General features: G+C 59.8%; 13 protein-coding genes and 1 pseudogene. 12 read left to right on the top strand and 2 right to left on the bottom strand.

The features are described 5' to 3' along the window. Positions 1 to 122: 122 nt before the first annotated feature. The gene (locus AC1D08_RS22295) at positions 123 to 1,223 is read left to right on the top strand and encodes a glycosyltransferase family 9 protein (RefSeq protein ID WP_477419398.1); all 1,101 of its coding nucleotides are present in this window, start codon (positions 123 to 125) and stop codon (positions 1,221 to 1,223) included. A 194-nt stretch (positions 1,224 to 1,417) separates the two neighbouring features. Here AC1D08_RS22295 and AC1D08_RS22290 read toward each other — a convergent pair whose 3' ends face one another. Continuing rightward, on the bottom strand, positions 1,418 to 3,340 hold the full coding sequence (locus tag AC1D08_RS22290; RefSeq protein WP_477424015.1) for a sensor histidine kinase: 1,923 nt from the start codon (positions 3,338 to 3,340) through the stop codon (positions 1,418 to 1,420). 376 nt (positions 3,341 to 3,716) lie between these two features. Here AC1D08_RS22290 and AC1D08_RS22285 point away from each other — a divergent pair, with 376 nt between their 5' ends. Then, positions 3,717 to 4,643 carry a cation diffusion facilitator family transporter gene (locus AC1D08_RS22285; RefSeq protein WP_477424013.1) on the top strand — a complete coding sequence of 309 codons (927 nt, stop codon included), beginning with the start codon at positions 3,717 to 3,719 and terminating at the stop codon, positions 4,641 to 4,643. A gap of 48 nt (positions 4,644 to 4,691) precedes the next feature. Here AC1D08_RS22285 and AC1D08_RS22280 read toward each other — a convergent pair whose 3' ends face one another. Beyond that, positions 4,692 to 5,567 (bottom strand): hypothetical protein, encoded by an 876-nt coding sequence (locus AC1D08_RS22280; protein ID WP_477300209.1) that lies wholly within the window; start codon positions 5,565 to 5,567, stop codon positions 4,692 to 4,694. A gap of 380 nt (positions 5,568 to 5,947) precedes the next feature. Between AC1D08_RS22280 and AC1D08_RS22275 the strand changes: the two genes are divergently transcribed. From AC1D08_RS22275 to AC1D08_RS22230, 10 genes and pseudogenes are all read left to right on the top strand, one after another. Further along, positions 5,948 to 6,574, top strand: coding sequence for a VIT1/CCC1 transporter family protein (locus AC1D08_RS22275; protein WP_477424011.1), 627 nt, complete (start codon positions 5,948 to 5,950; stop codon positions 6,572 to 6,574). A gap of 178 nt (positions 6,575 to 6,752) precedes the next feature. Continuing rightward, on the top strand, positions 6,753 to 9,005 hold the full coding sequence (locus AC1D08_RS22270; RefSeq protein ID WP_477424009.1) for an Orn/Lys/Arg family decarboxylase: 2,253 nt from the start codon (positions 6,753 to 6,755) through the stop codon (positions 9,003 to 9,005). Between the two features lie 3 nt (positions 9,006 to 9,008). Continuing rightward, positions 9,009 to 11,372 carry an ornithine decarboxylase gene (gene speC, locus AC1D08_RS22265; protein WP_095084437.1) on the top strand — a complete coding sequence of 788 codons (2,364 nt, stop codon included), beginning with the start codon at positions 9,009 to 9,011 and terminating at the stop codon, positions 11,370 to 11,372. Positions 11,373 to 11,402: 30 nt separating this feature from the next. Next, complete coding sequence (gene potE, locus AC1D08_RS22260; protein WP_477424007.1) at positions 11,403 to 12,746, top strand: putrescine-ornithine antiporter; 1,344 nt, start codon at positions 11,403 to 11,405, stop codon at positions 12,744 to 12,746. 38 nt (positions 12,747 to 12,784) lie between these two features. Further along, a complete protein-coding gene (locus AC1D08_RS22255) occupies positions 12,785 to 13,723 on the top strand; it encodes an amino acid ABC transporter substrate-binding protein (protein ID WP_457152262.1) in 939 nt (312 codons plus the stop codon). A gap of 200 nt (positions 13,724 to 13,923) precedes the next feature. Further along, a pseudogene (locus AC1D08_RS22250) lies at positions 13,924 to 14,094 on the top strand (TorF family putative porin); the annotation flags it as partial. Between the two features lie 306 nt (positions 14,095 to 14,400). Next, positions 14,401 to 15,630 carry an arginine deiminase gene (locus tag AC1D08_RS22245; RefSeq protein WP_457152263.1) on the top strand — a complete coding sequence of 410 codons (1,230 nt, stop codon included), beginning with the start codon at positions 14,401 to 14,403 and terminating at the stop codon, positions 15,628 to 15,630. A gap of 31 nt (positions 15,631 to 15,661) precedes the next feature. Continuing rightward, positions 15,662 to 16,666 (top strand): ornithine carbamoyltransferase, encoded by a 1,005-nt coding sequence (locus AC1D08_RS22240; RefSeq protein ID WP_095081987.1) that lies wholly within the window; start codon positions 15,662 to 15,664, stop codon positions 16,664 to 16,666. Between the two features lie 4 nt (positions 16,667 to 16,670). Beyond that, the gene (arcC, locus tag AC1D08_RS22235) at positions 16,671 to 17,606 is read left to right on the top strand and encodes a carbamate kinase (RefSeq protein WP_477228311.1); all 936 of its coding nucleotides are present in this window, start codon (positions 16,671 to 16,673) and stop codon (positions 17,604 to 17,606) included. A gap of 34 nt (positions 17,607 to 17,640) precedes the next feature. Beyond that, the gene (locus tag AC1D08_RS22230; RefSeq protein WP_457152265.1) at positions 17,641 to 19,026 is read left to right on the top strand and encodes an amino acid permease; all 1,386 of its coding nucleotides are present in this window, start codon (positions 17,641 to 17,643) and stop codon (positions 19,024 to 19,026) included. The last annotated feature ends 4 nt before the right edge of the window (positions 19,027 to 19,030 follow it).

Genomic DNA, 19,030 nt, shown 5'->3' with positions numbered 1-19,030 from the left:
TTGCTTCGCTGTTGAAAAGAGGGATATCCATTAGCCGGAACCGTGAGCTCGATTGGACGTTGGGCGCCCACCAATGACCAATTTGACCCGCCCTTCGTGAGGTCGATGTGCTGAATATCTCGATGGCTGATCGGCTGGCTATCAAGTCCATTCTCGTTATTCAGACGAAGTTCATCGGGGATGTCATTCTGACCTCGGCGCTCGTGCGAAATCTGCGCCTCGCTTACCCAAACGCTGCGATAGCCATGCTTTGCGCTTCTGGCCTGCGAGACTTCGTAGTCAGCCAGAATATCGCAGACGTGGCCATCGGATTCGACCGTCGAGGTGCTGGTAGAAGTCTGCCTCAGCGAGTGAAGGAATATTCAGGCTTGGTCGCTGACCTGCGTCGCCGAAAATTCGATCTCACCATTGACGTAACCGACTCGAAGACATCACGGATATTGCACAGGTCAATCGGCGCCCCCCTGCGCGTTGGATACAATCCCCCGGAAAAGCCCATGAAATTTTGGGAAGTTCAGCCTGCTAATATATTTGCTGAAACCTTCGGCCATGGAGGCGCGCACTACTTGTACCGATATCTGTCCCCGCTTGAAGCGCTTGGGATAGAATTGCGAGAAGTGACACCGAGGCTTGAACCCACACCAGTCGGGCGAAGCGCATCTACCCAGATTCTGGCGCAAAGCAATCTGGCCGTAAAGGCTTTCGTCGCAGTACACGCTGGAGCAAGGTTCGAAGGGCGGTGTTGGCAACCTGAACGGTTCGCTGCAGTAATCGACGAGGTTTATGCAACCAAGGGCCTGCGGTCATTGCTGATTGGTGGACCTGATGAGAGCGCGACCGCGCAAGCTATATTGAATGCGGCAGCGTCGCCATTGGTGAGCGTTGTTGGCAAAGCCTCGCTTGAGACACTAACAGCATTGCTTTCGGATGCATTTATCTTTCTGGGAAACGAGAGCGGCCCAATGCACCTGGCTGCGTCAGTCGGAACTCCGGTTGTGGGCCTGTATGGCCTGACGCCCCCCGACATCTGGGGGCCTTTTGGGGTGCTTCACCGCACCGTTGAGCCGCCGTTGCCTTGCCAGTGTGTTGCGCCCGGATTGTGCAAACCCGACAACCCGGGCGGCGTCTACTGCGTTCATCGACTACCAGTTGCCAAGGTTGCTCAAGCGACACGAGACTTGATAGACGCAGTGAGACAACTGGCCAATAAGACGGCCAATTGACCTCCAGCCATGACCGGCTCGCTTGAAACCGTGAAGAAGGCCCTGCAGGCCTATGTCGACAAGGATCGTGCACGTCCGGCGACGTCAGCTTCCAGACGCTAACGCGACCTTGTGCGCTCACCGATCAATGCCGCTTCGCCTCGGGCGCTGGCCTTACTACCCAGCTAAACGCTTGGCAGAAATTAGATTGCCAACTATCGAACAAGAGGAAGTCTAATCCGGAACGACGCACCACCGTGATCCTGATTTTTCGCACGCATCAGCCCACCGTGCGCCTCGACAATGTTGCGCGCGATGGATAGCCCCATGCCCATGCCTTCCGCCTTGGTTGTGAAAAACGGTTCGAAGACCTGTTCTAATTTGTCGTCGGGAATGCCCGGTCCGCTATCAGACACGGACAGCTCGGCAAACTCTTGGTCGCGCGAAGTCCGGATGCTGATGATGCGATTTTCGCTCGGCGTCTCCTTCATCGCGTCGATCCCGTTCACCACAAGGTTCAGAATGACTTGTTGAAGTTGAATGTGGTCGCCGAGTATCGGAAGCGCATCCGGCGTGATCACGCCAAGAAGTTCGACTTTTCGCCCGCGAGCCAACGTCGAAAGAAATTCGACGGTTTCCCGCGCAAGGTCGTTGAGATCGAGACTTTTCAGTTCAAAAGGTACCTTCTTCAGGAGGCTCCGCATCCTCTGGATGACTTCGCTGGCACGCTGGTCATTCTCCAAAATATCGCTCACGATTTCCCCGAGTGCAGCGATATCGGGGCTCGATGATTGCAGGATAAGTTCTGCGGATTCGGCGTGGCTCATTATAGCGCCGAGAGGCTGGTTTATTTCGTGGGCAATTAACATGGTCAGCTCGCCAGCGGTCGAGAAGCGATTGACATGAGCAAGCTCTGCCATGCGCTGCCGCGACTGCACTTCGGCTGCTTGACGCCGACGATGTTCATTCAACAGGATCAGGATAAGCCCGGCCTGTAGCAGAATAGCCGCAGTAATAAGGGAAATTTGCCAGGAATACCGTTCCCACGCCGTTGGCTCCCGAAACAAGACTTCGCCCCCGGGGGGCAGGCGGCTCTCGCTAATGTTCCAGCGCTGCAGCTGTCGCCAATCGTATTTCGGTGCTGAGAATTCGATTGGAGGAACCTTGATGTCACCTGCCTTCTCACCTCCCAATATCCGGACCGCGGCATCCGCCGTCGCTCGGGCACCCTCGGTCGGTGAAGACATCGGGCCGCCAACAGCTTGACCGTTGAAAAGAGACTCGTCGAACGTGAAAATGGGAGCGTTGGCGACCTCATAGATGCGCTTCAATGGATCCTTGTCTCCATAGACGGCACCTGCGCCGTCCACCATCATCTGCTGGTAAAAGATTGCACTGTGGGGCGGCAAACTCGCAACCTTCTTCAGGATCTCCTCGAACGGCCGCTCGTTGTAAAAGATCAATTCAACCTTGTTGTCTAGCAGTGGCTTCAGTTCCCGTTGCACGTCGCCGATCCAAAATCGCTCAGGGGGCGAGTTCCCGATTATCATCGCGATGGCCTTCGTCTCCGGCAACAGCCGTAGAATGTTTTCGACAAGGGCGACGTGATCGACGCGCGTGCCAACCACGGCGTCCCGCTCGGACAACATGGATTGTCCAACCCGGCGCACTTCGACAGCCGCAAGCAGCATCGGCGTTGTCGGAAATAGGTCTATTCTCCGTTTCTGGACGAAGCGAGCCGCGGGTGCACCTATTGCGACGATCAAATCGAGCCGTCGTGTTGCGTAGAGCGCCTTGAGATATTCACCAAATTTGGCCTCAGCAGCGTCGTCGCCATCCCGAGCCGTGACGAGGGAATCTTCTTGGATGTCCAGCGGCCAAGGCGACTGTTGGTTCAGTTCATCGCGGATTTCCCTGGCCCATGTGGCCCACGGCTGGAAACCCCGGCCATACGAATATAGGAACAGGATTTCCTTCGGCTGAACGGAAGGCTCGCCAGACCTAGGCTGAGCGGCAGTCTCGCCAATCGAGACCAAAAGAATGACGGCGGTGGCGATCCACCTATTGACCAGCCAATTCATCATCAATGAGCCCGATGCGACTACACGGCCTCTATCGGTGGCGATCAGTCCATCCATGGTTTGCGGGCGCCCGATTGGAGCATCCAAGGTGCCTGACATCCACCCGATGACGAGCCAGTAGAGCCTAGACTGCCGTTATTGGTGGGGATTAGCAAGATGAGCCTGGCCATGTGGGCTGGCCGCACCAACCGAGACCGCAGTAGGTCAAGAAATCCCTTGCCAGCGAGGAGCCGTCCACACATGCCCGAAGTGATCTGGTGGATGAGGCCGCAACAGCGATGCTTGCACTGGGCGAGGCGCTGTCCCGGGGGGGTGATCTGCTTGGCAGCTTGGGAAACGACCGCCAGTTTGCGGTCAGGCCACGGCCACTGCAGGTACTATTGCGATAGCGCCGGTTGCATGTACGATGTTGCTGAGGCTTTCAGAGGGCAAGATGTTGACCGAGCAGGGCTTCCTCCGAGCCTCGATTGTCGCGACGGTAGGCGTCGCGGCGTTCGGAATCGTCTTCGGCCTGCTGTCCGGGTCGTTCTCCATCGCTTTTGATGGCGCCTATTCTCTTGTCGATGCCGGAATGACGATTTTGGCGCTTTGGGTATCGAGCCTGATCGTACGATCGGCAAAGGCCGACGCGCTGTCGGGCAGGCTGCGCAATCGATTCACGATGGGGTTCTGGCACCTGGAGCCTATTGTGTTGGGCCTTAACGGCACCTTGCTGATGACGGTCGCTACCTACGCCCTCATCAACGCCGTGATCACCATTGTGTACGGCGGCAACGAGCTGCGCTTCGGTGTCGCCATCGTCTACGCCGGAATCACGTTGGTGGTCTGTATAGCCATGGCTATGGCCGGTGCGCGGGCAAACAGGAGACTGCAGTCAGACTTCGTTGCCCTGGACGTTAAAGCCTGGACGATGTCGGCGGGAATAACCTCGGCACTTCTGATCGCATTCCTGATCGGACAGGCGGCCGGCGGAACGCCGCTTGGCTGGATCTCTCCATACGTGGACCCTGTCGTACTGGCGCTGGTCTGCCTCGTGATCATTCCTATTCCCGTCGGGGCGGTGCGCAAGGCCCTGTCCGAGATCCTGCTCATCACCCCCGTGGATCTCAAGGCCCACGTCGATCGGGTGGCCGCCGGAATAGTGCAGCGCGAGGGGTTCCTGTCCCATCGGGCATACGTCGCCAAGGTCGGGCGGGCCACGCAGATAGAGCTTTACTTCATCGTGCCGAAGGACTTGCCCCCGAGGACCATCGAGGAGTGGGACCGCACCCGCGACCAGATCGGCGCGGCCATCGGGGACGAAGGCCACAATCGGTGGCTGACCATCGCCTTTACCGCTGACGTCAACTGGGCGGAGTGAAAGCCGGGTGGCGCGCCAGACCGATGTCGGGCATCGCGTTGTGCCAGGTCAGCCCCGCACCTTCCGGCCCAGGTAGCAAACCTCCTCGTGAAGCTTCGTGTCGCTCGGCTTCATAGGTATGAGCAGGTAGCTATCCTCGGACACCGTCATTGCCTGTCCATTCTGATGGGCGAACGCCTGTCCTTTTGGCAACAGCTTGAAATTGCTTGCCTCACCCGCATACCGGAAGTCGTCGAATTCCTTCGTGACAACGGAATACATCTCGACGATCTCCGCATCGACGGCCGCCGGACGAGGATCGTGCCCGATCATGCCCAGGAGGGACAGCAGCGAAATGGCAGCCCGATAGGCGACATCGTTTGAAGATTTGTCGAAGTGGCTACCGGATTCCAGAGTCGCTGACATTGCGCCTCGCGCATTGGCGTAATTCTCGGTATCGCCGCCGATGGTCCCGCTCGAGAACTTGCTCCAGCCGGTCATCATCTTTGGTATTCCGAGATGCCGATAAAACTCGACGGCGTCTTGCTCGGCGACCAGAAACGGTTCGTTTGCGATCGGCGCGGAATGGAAATCCAGAAAATAGTCGCAGCTCTCCAGCAACGGCTTAAGCTCCTGCGTCCGTTGGAATTCGTAGGAGCCGCGGTCGATCTCGGGTCCATAGTCCTCGCGAAACATGCGGTTCATGTTGTGTTTGACATAGCGGCACTCCGCAGCGATCGCGCGCTCGTTCGCGCGGGCAAGTGTCAGGGAGCCGCGCAGCAAAAGTCTCGTGCCCCCGAAAAGGTCATAGAGGACTTTCTCGATGGCATGAATGCCACTGACCTCGTCTCCATGAATGCCGCAGAACATGACGACCCGCGGGCCAGCCGCGTCGCAGTCTATCCGCACTACGCTCTGAACGTGCGGATCTCTGGAAATCAACATGGACCGCCTCCTGTCGAACTTGCGACGCCATGACGTGTCGAGCTTCGATTCGACTGGGCACTACTGCCGATCGGCCAGTGCAGCAAGGGTCTGGGCTGAAATGCTACTGTAACTTACGTCGATATGGTCCGCCTGCAGGGAAGACCAATCTTGCGGAAATTTGTTGCAAGGTTGACGTTCAGGTCATGACAATCCCAAACTCTGAGACGCTCGGACTGCCACGTCATCCGGTATTGACTGGCGCGAAACTGAAATGCGGGCGGGTCGGCAACTCCGGCGCCGCAGCGATGGCCGCGATACCCGCAGGCTCCAGCCAGCCGCAGCCAAATCTTCGAGCGAGGTAACCGATGTCCTCTGGACATGCAGTGTCCTCCAGGCGGGTGCTCGAACCCATCGAGCGCATATCCGAAGTGCTTTTCGGATTAATCATGGCATTGGCCTTTACCGGGACTTTGAGTGTTGTAAGTGACGAATCTGAGGTGCGCACCACGCTGGTCGGCGCGCTCGGCTGCAATCTCGCCTGGGGCCTCGTAGATGCCATCATGTATCTGATGGGATGCCTCGCCGACCGGGCCACAGAGCGGCGCATAATTGCCAAAGTGCAGCAAGCCGCCACCGCCGAAGAGGCGAGGACCGCTATCCTGCAGAACCTGCCTTCCGCGGTAGCGTCGGCATTGACGGACGCCGATCTCGACAGAATGCATGCAGCACTGTTGAAGGAGCGGATGCCAGGCGAGTCGATGGGACTCAAGCGCGAAGACTTGCTGGGTGCGGTCGCCGTCTTCCTTCTCGTTTTCGCCTCGACGATCCCGATCGTAGTGCCTTTCCTGTTCCTGCAGGACGCTTGGACCGCGCTTCGAATCTCCAACGCCATCGCTGTGGCGATGATGTTGTTTGCCGGCTACGCGTTTGGACAACTGACTGGGTACAGACCATGGCTGACTGCCGCTGCCATGGTTCTGCTCGGCTGCTTGCTGGTCGCCCTTACTATCGCGCTGGGCGGATGAGGGCCGGGCGCCGCGATCTTGCCGTGAACAGTGCGTCGGGACCGAGCGCAGATGTAGTACAGTAACATACACCCCGTTCCTTGTTTAGGTCGTCTGACCTGCGCAACAACCTTTGCCGGCGCCGCCATCGAACGGCGTCCAGCAAGATGCTGCGAACGCCAGGCATTGGGAGTGGACGGTGCACGAGGTTGAAGGGTTCCCAATTGCGATCATCGATGAAGATTACGAAGGCAAGAACGCTGCTGGACGGGGCATGCAGCAGCTCGCTGCCGCAATCGAGAAAGAAGGCTTCCGCGTCGTCGGCGGCCTTAACTACGAGGATGCCCGGCGACTTGTCAAAATCTTCAACAACGAATCCTGCTGGCTGATCTCCGTCGACGGATCGGAAGACGTCGCGACGCGATGGCAGGTGCTTGAGGAAGTGCTGGCGGCCAAGCGCAGCCGCAACGAACGCTTGCCGATCTTCCTCTTCGGCGACGAACTCACCGCGGAGATGGTCCCGATCAGCGTGCTGAAGCACGCCAACGCCTTTATGCGGCTCTTCGAGGACTCGCCCGAGTTCATGGCACGAGCGATCGTGCGCGCGGCGCAGCTCTATCTCGAGGGACTTCCCCCGCCGATGTTCAAGGCGCTGATGGAGTATACATTGCAGGCCAGCTACTCCTGGCACACGCCCGGTCACGGCGGCGGCGTCGCGTTCCGCAAGAGCCCGGTCGGGCAACTCTTCTATCAATTCTTCGGCGAGAACACCTTGCGGTCCGATATCTCCGTATCGGTCGGTAAGCTAGGCTCGCTTCTCGACCACACCGGTCCGATCGCCGAAGGCGAGCGCAACGCCGCCCGCATTTTCGGGGCGGACGAGACACTGTTCGTCGTTGGCGGCACGTCGACGGCCAACAAGATCGTCTGGCACGGGACCGTGAGCCGCGGTGACCTGGTCCTGTGCGACCGCAATTGCCACAAGTCGATCCTGCACTCGCTGATCATGACGGGCGCCGTACCGATCTATCTCATCCCGTCGCGCAATGGTCTTGGCATCATCGGCCCGATATCGAGGGACCAGTTCACGCAGCAATCCATCAAGAAAAAGATCGCGACAAATCCGTTCGCCAAGGGGAGCAATGGCAAGGTCCGCCTAATGGTGATCACGAACTCGACCTATGACGGCCTCTGCTACAATGTTGATGCGATAAAGAAAACGATCGGTAGTTCGGTCGAAGTGCTCCACTTCGATGAGGCCTGGTACGCCTACGCCAATTTCCATGAATTCTACGACGGCTATCACGGCATCTCGTCCGCTGATCCGACCCGATCGCCCAACGCGATCACTTTCGCCACGCATTCGACGCACAAGCTTCTCGCTGCCTGGTCACAGGCGTCGATGATCCACGTCCAGCATGGCGAGAACAAGCGGCTGGACATGGCCCGCTTCAATGATGCCTTCATGATGCACACGTCGACATCTCCGCAATACGGCATCATCGCGTCCTGCGACGTCGCCGCGGCAATGATGGAGCAACCGGCGGGCCGTGCTCTCGTTCAGGAGACGATAGAAGAGGCGCTGAGCTTTCGTCGCGCCATGACGGCGGTCAGAAATCAAGTCAAGGACTCCTGGTGGTTCGACGTGTGGCAGCCGGACGCCATCGCCAAACGGCCAGCCGAGAGCAAGGCGGAGTGGGTCTTGAAGCCCGGCGGTCGATGGCATGGCTTCGAGGGTCTGGCCGAGAACCATGTGCTGGTGGATCCGATCAAGGTCACGATCCTTAGCCCGGGGTTATCGGCAAACGGTGACATGCAGGAACATGGCATCCCGGCAGCGGTGGTCGTCAAATTCCTGTCGGCGCGCCGCATCGAGATTGAAAAGACCGGGCTTTATTCCTTCCTTGTCCTGTTCTCAATGGGCATAACCAAGGGCAAGTGGAGCACGCTGGTAACCGAGCTCCTCAATTTCAAGGAGCTGTACGATCAGAACGCGCCGCTGAAGAATGTGCTGCCTGCGCTGGTCGACGCGCATCCCGCAGACTACGGCGAAATGGGCCTCAAGGACCTATGTGAGCAGGTGCACAAGGTCTATCGCCAGGACAATCTGCCGAGGGCGCAGCGGGAGATGTACACGACATTGCCGGAGATGGCGATGAAGCCGTGCGATGCCTATGAGAACCTCGTGCGTGGCCGTGTGGAAAGCGTTGAGATCGACGGGCTGATGGGGCGCACGCTCGGGGTGATGGTGGTGCCATATCCGCCGGGCATTCCGCTGATCATGCCTGGCGAACGCCTCACCAAAGCTACCAAGTCGATTCACGACTACCTGCTCTACGCGCGCGATTTCGACACGAAATTCCCCGGTTTCGAAACGGATATTCACGGACTGCGCTTCGAGCCGACGCCGACCGGACGCCGCTACCTGATCGACTGCATAGTGGAGGGGTGACAGATGATCCCGCGTGACGTCAAATCACCGACCACTGCGGTTCCCTTCCACAAACTGCTCAAGATCGTCGCGATTGTCGACGACACCAATCCCCAGACAAAAGTTCTGCTCGACCAGATTGCGGCCGAAGGCTTCGAGATCGAGATTGCCGACAGTCCCGATCGTGACGTCTCGGAGGATGCCTCGGTGGGCGCCTACATCGCATCGATCGACGGGGATCGCCTCGAAGGCGCACGCAGCCTGGGCAGGGCGGTGCGGGGCATCGGGTTCCGTACGCCGCTTTGGGCGCTGGCCGACACAAGGCAACTCGCCGACATGGCGGTGCTCGCCCAGACCGGCGAGGTCGACGGCTATATCTACCTTGGCCAGCAGACCCCTGCCTTCTATGCGAAGCAGGTCGTTGCCAGCCTACTGATGTACGGAAAGACCCTTTTGCCTCCATTTTTCGGGGGGCTGATGGCTTATGACGGGGAGGCCAACATCGCTTTCGACTGCCCCGGCCACCAGGGCGGCCAGTTCTACCGAAAGTCGCCAACCGGTCAGCTGTTCTTCAAACACTTCGGCGAGAACATCTTCCGCAACGATCTGTGCAACGCCGATGTCGATCTCGGAGACCTCCTCATCCACGAAGGTCCGGCGGTCGAGGCACAGCGCTACGCCGCTCGCGTGTTCGGCGCCGACAAGACATACTTCGTCCTGAACGGCACCAGCTCCTCCAACAAGATCGTTGCCAACGCCGTGCTGAAGCGCGGCGACCTGGTACTGTTCGACCGCAACAACCACAAATCGTTGCATCAGGGCGCCCTGGTGCAAGCCGGCGCGATACCGACCTTCCTGCCGACCGCGCGCAACTCGTTCGGCATGATCGGCGCCGTCGACTGGAGTGCCTGGGACGAGGACTATCTGCGCGAGCAAATCCGCAACAATCCGCTGGTCGATGACCCGGAGAGGTACAAGGCCAAGCGGCCGTTCCGCCTCGCCTGCATCCAACTCGCTACCTATGACGGCACCGTCTACAACGTTCGCAAGGTGATGGAGAAAATCGGACACCTCTGCGACTACGTACTGTGGGATGAAGCCTGGATCGGCTACAACGCTTTCCACCCGCTGTTCGAAGACCACAGTCCCATGCGTATCGAGGATCTGGGGCCAGAGATGCCGGGGCTGTTCTCGACCCAGTCCGTCCACAAGCAGGGCGCCGGTTTTTCGCAGGCCTCGCAGATCCACAAGCGCGACGAGCATATCAGCGGCCAGCGTCGGTTCGTCGAGCACAAGCGCTTCAACGAATCGTTCCTGATGAATGCCTCTACCTCGCCCTTCTATCCCTTGTTCGCCTCGCTGGAGGTGAACGCCAAGATGCATGAGGGCAAGGCCGGCGAGATGCTGTGGGACCGCTGCATCGCGCTTGGAATCGAATGCCGCAAGAAACTGCGCGAATTCAGCCGCTTCTATGAGGAGAATGGAGAGGGTGACGAAGAGAAGTGGTTCTTCGACCCATTCGTGCCGGACAGGGTGACAATCCGCAACTCGGCCTTTTCCCCGGACGTCGAAGACGTGCCTTGGGAAAGCCTGCCGACGGATGTGCTCAAACGGGAGCAGCAGTGCTGGAATTTCCATCCGCAAGCCAAGTGGCACGGCTATTCCGGCTACGTCGACGGCTACGCGATGGTCGATCCCAACAAGCTGGCGCTACTGACCCCCGGGATCAACCGCAAGACCGGCGACTATCTCGACTTCGGCGTTCCCGCGACGGTGGTCGCCAACTATCTGCGCGAGCAGCGGGTCGTGCCGGAGAAGTGCGACCTGAACAGTTTGCTGTTCCTGATGACTCCGGCCGAAGACGAGAGCAAGCTCAACACGCTGATCGCGAAGCTGGTCAAGTTCAAGAACCTGTGGGATCGCGATGCGCCATTGCCCGAGATCCTGCCGACCGTGAGCGCGGCGCACAGCCAGCGCTATGCCGGGTATACGATCCGCAAGATCTGCAAGGAGATGCACGATTTCTACCGTGCGGCGAACGTCAAGGACCTGCAGCGGCAGAGCTTCAGGGCGTCCAGCTTCCCCGAGCTCGCGATGTCTTCCGAGAAGGCATACGAGGCGCTGGTCGCGAACGACGTCGACTACGTCCCGCTGGACGCCATCAAGGGCCGCATCTCGGCCACGCTTGCGCTGATCTACCCGCCAGGCATCGGCGTGGTGGTCCCGGGCGAGCGCTGGGATGAGAAAGCCCGGCCGATGCTCGATTACTTCCTTGCATTCGAGGAGTCGTTCAATCGCTTTCCCGGATTCAATTACGAAGTGCAGGGCGTCTACCAGGAGAGGATCGACGGCCGCATCAAGTTCCACACCTACGTGGTCAAAGAGTGAGGGCCGGATCCACACCGGAGGAGGAGCACCATGCCACAAGAACCGCAGCCGAAACGCATGAATTTGATGCAGCTGACCTTCATCGTGGCGGTCAACATGATGGGCTCCGGCATTATCATGCTGCCAACCAATATGGCAAAGGTCGGTGCGATATCCCTGCTGTCGTGGATTGTCACGGCGCTCGGTTCAATGGCAATCGCGTACGGCTTTGCCCAGGCCGGCCTTTTCAATCAGCGTCCGGGCGGCATGTCGGCATACGCCGAGGATGCATATGGCAAGTCGGGGTACTTCCTCGTCTTCATCCTGTATTTCCTGTCCCTTGCGATCGGAAACGTCGCCATCGGCATATCGGCTGTCGGATACCTGTCGTCGTTCTTGCCCGCGCTTTCGGCGACGCCGGTGGCGACATGTGTCAGCCTGATCTTCCTGCTTTGGCTTACGACAGTTGCCAACTTCGGCGGCCCAAGCATAACCGGGCGTATCGGGTCGATCACGGTTTGGGGCGTCATTATCCCGGTGGGCCTGCTGTCTGTCTTCGGCTGGTTCTGGTTTAGCCCCAGCACTTTCGGCGCGGCCTGGAATCCGCACGGGCTGAGCCTGGGTGAGGGTATGGGCTCCAGCATCGCGCTGACGCTTTGGGCTTTCCTGGGGATGGAATCTGCCGCCCAGAACTCCGCCGCGGTCGAGAACCCAAAACGCGACGTGCCTTTGGCATGCCTGTTCGGAACGCTTGGGGCCGCAGCGATCTACATTTTGTCGACCACTGTGATTCAGGGCATCGTGCCGAACGAGGAACTAGCCAAGTCGACCGGGCCGTTCGGCCTGGCCTATGCGCATATGTTCAACCCGTTCGTGGGATCGATCATCATGGCTCTGGCCGTCATGGCATGTCTGGGCTCGCTGCTCGGCTGGCAATTCACGATCGCCCAGACCGGCAAGGCGGCGGCCGACGAAAGGATGTTCCCAGCATTCTTCACCAAGGTGAACCGCATGGGGGCGCCGGTTACCGGCATGATCGTGATGGCTGTCGTGCAATCGCTGCTCGCACTGATGACGATCTCACCGACACTAAGCGAACAGTTCGCAGCGTTGGTGAACCTGGCGGTCGTCACCAACGTGCTGCCATACATCATAGCGCTATCGGCTCTCGTGATCATGATGAAGTCGGCAGGCGTGTCCGGATCGAAGTACGCATTCAACGTGTTCATCGTGACGGTGGCGATGCTCTACAGCACCTATGCACTCTACGCCTCGGGCCACTCGGCGGTGATGGGCGGCATGCTGGTGACGGCGCTCGCTTTCCTCATTTGGGGTTTCCTTGCGCCTCGTTTCAGCGGGCAGGCAGGCACGCCGGCGCGTGCAGCGGCAGCCTGAACTGGGGCATGGCAATGCGCTCGACAGGAGGACAACACATGCAAGCCGCACAGCAGAAAGCCGCTCGCCGGCATGGTATCGGTGCCCTTGGCCTCCTTGCCGTGGGCATCGGCGTTGGCCTTGCGCTCCTTGACGCGATCCCGGCTTCAGCCGCTACCCTCGATCGGGTTCGCCAAGCCGGGAAACTTGTATTCGGCTATCGCGCCGACGCCCGGCCGTTCTCGTTCGACGACGGGGGCAAGCCCACCGGGTATTCGATTACGCTTTGCCAAAACGTGGCAGACGAAGTCAAAACAGAGCTTGGCATTGCCGACCTGAAAGTTGAATGGGTTCCGGTCGCTGTCGAAGATCGCTTTGCTACGCTCGAGCAGGGCAAGATCGATCTCCTATGCGGTGCAGAGGTCACGCTGGAAAGACGGAAGCAGGTGTCGTTTTCCATACCCATCTTTCCCGGTGGCATCGCTGCGATGCTCAGGTCGGATGCTCCGCGGGCGCTGCAGGATGTCCTCGCTGGCCGGCCGGCATCCGGCCCCATCTGGCGTGGTTCGCCGGCGCAGATCCTCGAGGACAAGACCTTCTCGGTCGTTTCCGGCACTACTGGGCAGTCATGGCTTGAGAAGCGGTTGAACGAATTCCAACTGACGGCAGAGGTAGTTCCTGTGGAGAGCTACGATGCCGGCACGATGCGAGTGCTGGACCGCACGAGCGACGTGTTCTTCGGGGATCGGTCGATCCTCGTTGAAGCCGCTGCCGGCAACCCGTCAGGTGCCGACTTGATGGTTCTCGACAGGCAGTTCACCTCTCAGCCGATTGCGCTAACGATGGCGCGAAACGACGATGATTTTCGCTTGGTCGTGGATCGATCCCTTAGCCTGCAATTCTCATCAAAGGAGTTTCGCGATCTGTACACGAAATGGTTCGGGGCACCAGATGACGAGGTAACAGCCTTTTTCCGTCAGAGCGCATTGCCAGAATAGTTCTCACGTAGAATATATATTACCACGCTAGATGAGCAGGTGGTGCCTATCGGCACGTCGCCAGCCAAAAAATGAGATAGCGCAGTCAATGCAGCCGCCATCCTGATTGCAGGGCGAGCCTGCGCTCATGACGAGGAGCTTGGGCCTGAGACGCCGCCGGCGCCGATGCCCCAGGATATCGTTGCAATTCCGCAGGTTCCTTCAACGTCTCTTTTGGGGCTGCCTTTACGACCGACTACGTGTCGCGCGGCATCACCAATTCCAACAGTAGACCGGCAATACAGGGCTACGTTGAACCAAGTGTCGAACTCCCGACTGTCGGACGTGAAGAGCTGGATGTCCGAGGAGTAAGACACCTGCGCATTTCATAGCTTGCAGCGCAGCTGCAGAGCGCAATCCGTGGCCAATCGCCCGCGTGCGATCATTCGCCCCTGCTCACCTGGTGCCGGAGCTCCCGGCAAGGGGCAGGGAACGCTACGGTAACTTACTCCCTGATCCTTGATTGCGACGTCGCCGACGACAATCAATGCTTCAAGCGCCAGTTCTCCTTGGTCCGATGTCAGACACAGCGAGCCGTTCGGGAGAACGAGTATTCGGTGGCGTGTGCCGTCTCGCGGCGCAGGACTTCATACGTGATCGCGGGCTGGGCCACGCCAGTACCTTGAAGGACGAGGGGCATGAGGACAGTTGGGGTGCATTCGGAGGTAGGCAAGCTGCGGACGGTCATGGTCTGCAAACCTTCTCTCGCTCATCAACGCCTGACGCCGGGGAACTGCCATGATCTGCTTTTCGATGACGTGCTCTGGGTCCACGAGGCCCAGAAGGATCATTTCGACTTCGTGCTCAAAATGCAGCAGCGGGGGATCGAAGTCCTTGAATTGCATGACCTTCTTGCCGAGACCCTGGAGCAGGCCGACGGGCGTCGGTTCGTGCTCGACAGGCTGATCACGCCGAATTCGGTCGGCTTCCAGAACGCTTCGTTTATGCGGCCTTGGCTGGACGAGCTTGAGGCGACGCGACTTGGCAAGCACCTCATCGGCGGGATTACGATCTCCGACCTGCCTGACGGGATCGGCAAGGCGATGATGGTCGAGGCCTTCGGAGGAGTTGAATTCATCCTGCCGCCGATACCCAACACCTTGTTCCAGCGCGACCCGTCGTGCTGGATTTATAACGGCGTCACCTGCAACCCCATGTACTGGCCCGCGCGCAAGCCGGAAACGCTGCTTCAGCGTGCGATCTACAAATTCCATCCGTCGTTCCGAGAGGCTGACTTCAAGATCTGGTGGGGCGACTCCGACGAGTCGTTCGCCAGCGCGTCGATCGAGGGCGGAGACGTCATGCCGATCGGTAACGGCGTCGTCCTCGTCGGCCTGGGCGAACGGACGACCCATGAGGCCGTGGGCCAGTTGGCTCTCGAGCTCTTTCGCAACAAGGCCGCCACGCGCGTCGTCGGGTGCCTCATGCCCAAGAGCCGGGCAGCGATGCATCTCGACACCGTGTTCACGTTCTGCGACCGCGATCTGGTCACGATCTTCGAGGAAGTCGTCAATCAGGTCAGGTGCTTCAGCATACACCCCCTGGACGACGAAGGGCATTTCGAAGTCCGTCGCGACGAGCAGCCGCTTCTCGCGGTCGTACAAGAGGCACTTGGCTTGAAACGGCTCCGCTCCGTGCCGACCGGCGGCAACGCATTTGAGGCCGAACGCGAGCAATGGGACGATGGCAATAATGTCGTCGCCCTCGAGCCTGGGGTGGTCGTTGCATACGACCGCAACACCTACACCAACACGCTTCTGAGAAAGGCCGGCGTGGAAGTCATCACCATCCGGGGCGCCGAGCTTGGGCGAGGCCGTGGCGGCGGGCACTGCATGACCTGTCCTGTCTGGCGTGACCCTGTCGACTGAACCGGTCACCACTTCTCAAGGGAGAGAACGCATGAGCTTCAACCTCCGCAACCGCTCGCTGTTGACGGTACAGGACTATACGCCGCGCGAGTTTCAGCATCTGCTCGACCTCGCCCGCGACCTGAAGCGCGCCAAATATGCCCGCACCGAGCAGATGCATCTTCGAGGCAAGGAGATCTGCCTGATCTTCGAGAAGACCTCGACGCGCACGCGCTGCTCTTTCGAGGTCGCCTGCTACGATCAGGGCGCCAACGTCACCTATCTCGATCCGGCCGGCTCCCAGATCGGGCACAAGGAGTCCTTCAAGGACACAGCGCGCGTGTTGGGACGCATGTTCGACGCGATCGAGTATCGGGGATCGGCGCAAAAGGGGGTGGAGGACCTCGCAAGATATGCCGGAGTTCCGGTCTACAACGGGCTGACCGACGAATACCACCCGACTCAGATGCTCGCCGACGTCATGACCATGCGCGAGAATGGCGACAGGCCGATCACCGACATCAAATACGCTTACGTCGGAGACACCCGCTCCAACATGGGGCACTCGCTCATGATTGTCGGATGCCTGATGGGAATGGATGTGCGTATCTGCGGTCCCAAGGAACTCTGGCCGTCCGATGAATATACGAGCATCGCCAAGAAGCTGGCTGAGAAATCCGGCGCGAGATTGACGATCACTGCGGACGTCAAGGCCGCGGTGAAGGACGTGCATTTCATCCATACGGACGTTTGGGTCTCGATGGGCGAGTCCAAGGAGGTCTGGGGCGAGCGTATCAAGCTGCTCAAGCCCTACCAAGTGAACTCTGCCATGATGAAAGCCAGCGGCAACCCGCAGGTGAAGTTCATGCACTGCCTCCCTGCGTTCCACGACACGGAAACCGTCCTTGGCAAGCAAATCGCCGAGAACTACGGCATGGCTGACGGACTCGAGGTTACCAACGACGTGTTCGAGTCGGAAGCCAACGTCGCGTTCGAGCAAGCGGAGAACCGAATGCACACGATCAAGGCACTTCTCGTCGCGACTTTGGGGGACTGACCGAATGCGGGTCGTGATCGCGCTTGGCGGCAACGCGCTTTTGAAACGCGGCGAACCGATGACGGCGGAAGTCCAGCGCAGGAACATCCGTACCGCGGCTATAGCTATGGCGCCGGTTGCCTCCGCACACCAGCTGGTCATCAGCCATGGCAATGGTCCGCAGGTTGGCCTGCTCGCATTGCAAGGGGCAGCCTATAAGGCGGACGAGGCCTACCCGCTGGATGTCTTGGGTGCTGAGACGGAAGGCATGATCGGCTACATGATCGAACAGGAGCTCGGCAATCTGCTGCCGTTCGAGGTACCATTCGCCACACTGCTGACCATGGTCGAGGTCGACGGTAACGACCCAGGGTTCAAGAATCCAACCAAGTTTGTCGGCCCTGTCTACGACGAGGCGCAAGCGCAACAGATCAAGGCCGAAAAGGGATGGACGTTCAAGCTCGACGGCACAATGTGGCGCCGCGTCGTTCCATCGCCGCAACCGAAGCGCATCTTCGAGATGCGGCCGATACGCTGGCTGCTGGATCAAGGTACGGTCGTCATTTGCGCCGGTGGTGGCGGCATTCCTACGATGTACGCGCCCGATTCCGACCGCAAGCTCGTTGGCGTCGAGGCGGTCATCGACAAGGACCTCTGTACGGAGCTCCTTGCCCGCGAGCTTGATGCCGACCTGCTCGTGATGGCGACCGACGCGGAGGCGGTATTCCTGGGGTGGGGCACGCCGCAGGCCAAGGCGATCCACAGGGCCAGTCCAGAAGCAATTTCGGAGCACACGTTCCCCGCCGGCTCGATGGGTCCGAAGGTCGATGCTGCCTGTCAATTTGCGAGGGCGACGGGTCACATGGCAGCCATCGGCGCACTTGCCGACATCGAGGCGATCGTGCGGGGCGAGAAGGGCACAATTATCGGTGGGGGCTTCACGGGCCTTAGCTACCACTAGGCATCTCCCGCCCAACAGATTGGAATTCTTGGTAATGCAAGCCTTGGATCCGACCAAAAGCGAAACCGCCACCGGGCGAGTCGTTTCCGCACCCGAACAGGGCCTGCCACCGCATTCGGAAAGCCGCAAAAGCCTCGGGATAGCGGCGTGCACGGCGATTGTGGTCGGTAACATGGTCGGGTCGGGTTTCTACCTGTCGCCCGCTGCCGTCGCCCCCTATGGCAACCTTGCGATCCTGACCTGGATTGTAATGGGCGCAGGGGCAATCTGTCTGGGGCTGACCTTCGCCAGACTGGCGCGTTTGGCTCCGGCGACGGGCGGACCTTACGCCTATACCCGCCTGGCCTATGGCGACTTTCCCGGCTTTCTCATCGCGTGGGGCTACTGGATATCGATCTGGGCTTCGCTGCCGGTAATCGCCGTCGCCCTTGCTGGGGCTGTGGTCGACCTGTTCCCGATGCTGCGGGGTCGTGGGATGGTCGTCGCCCTTACCTTGAGCGCGATCTGGGTTGTCGTGTTCGTCAACCTGCGAGGGGTAGGCGCCGCCGGCCTCATGTCGCAGGTCACAACCTACGCCAAGCTAGTGCCGTTCGGAGCCGTCGCGGTGGTGGGCCTGCTCTACGTCGACACCTCGCACTTCAGCGAGTTCAATCCGAGCGGCCTGCCAATCCTGCAAGCAGGCGCGGCGCTTGCGCCGCTGACAATGTTCGCTTTCCTGGGGCTCGAGTCGGCCACTGTCCCTGCCGGCGATGTCCGCGACCCGGAGCGCACGATTCCCCGCTCAACGGTGCTGGGGATCACAATCGCAGCGACCCTCTATGTGTTAGGAACGATCGTGGTCATGGGCGTCTTGCCGCGGCAGGAACTCGTCCATTCGATCGCTCCGTTCTCCGACGCAGCTCGTGTGATGTGGGGGCGCGCAGGCGCGATCTCGATTGCGATCGCGGTGATCCTGTCATCGATCGGTGCGCTGAATGGCTGGACCTTGCTGATGGGGCAGGTGCCGATGGCGGCGGCGCGCGACGGGCTGTTCCCACCGCTTTTCGGCAGCCTGTCGACGCGAAATGTCCCGGCGATCGGAATCGTGGTCTCGGCTGTGTTGGCGACCCTGCTCGTTCTCGTTCAGGCTGCCGGGTCAGGAGGCTTCTCGGCGTTCTACACACTGGTCGTTGGCTTGAGCACGATGGCAGCGGTCATCCCTTACGCCTTCTGCGCCTTGGCAGGCAGCCTTGTCTCGGCACGTGTCAGCGGCGGCGCGCGTATCCCGCGCGTGACCGCCGTCGAACTTGTGGCGTTCGTATTCGCCATGTTCACGCTCTATGGTTGTGGAGCAGAGCCGGTCCTCTATGGCTTGGTCCTGTTGCTGCTCGGTATTCCGGTGTACGTCTGGCAGCGGCGACGCGCCATCACGATGGCCTGATAGG

Source organism: Mesorhizobium sp. P2_E6 (assembly GCF_056403835.1).
This window is presented reverse-complemented; position numbering and strand designations above follow the sequence as displayed.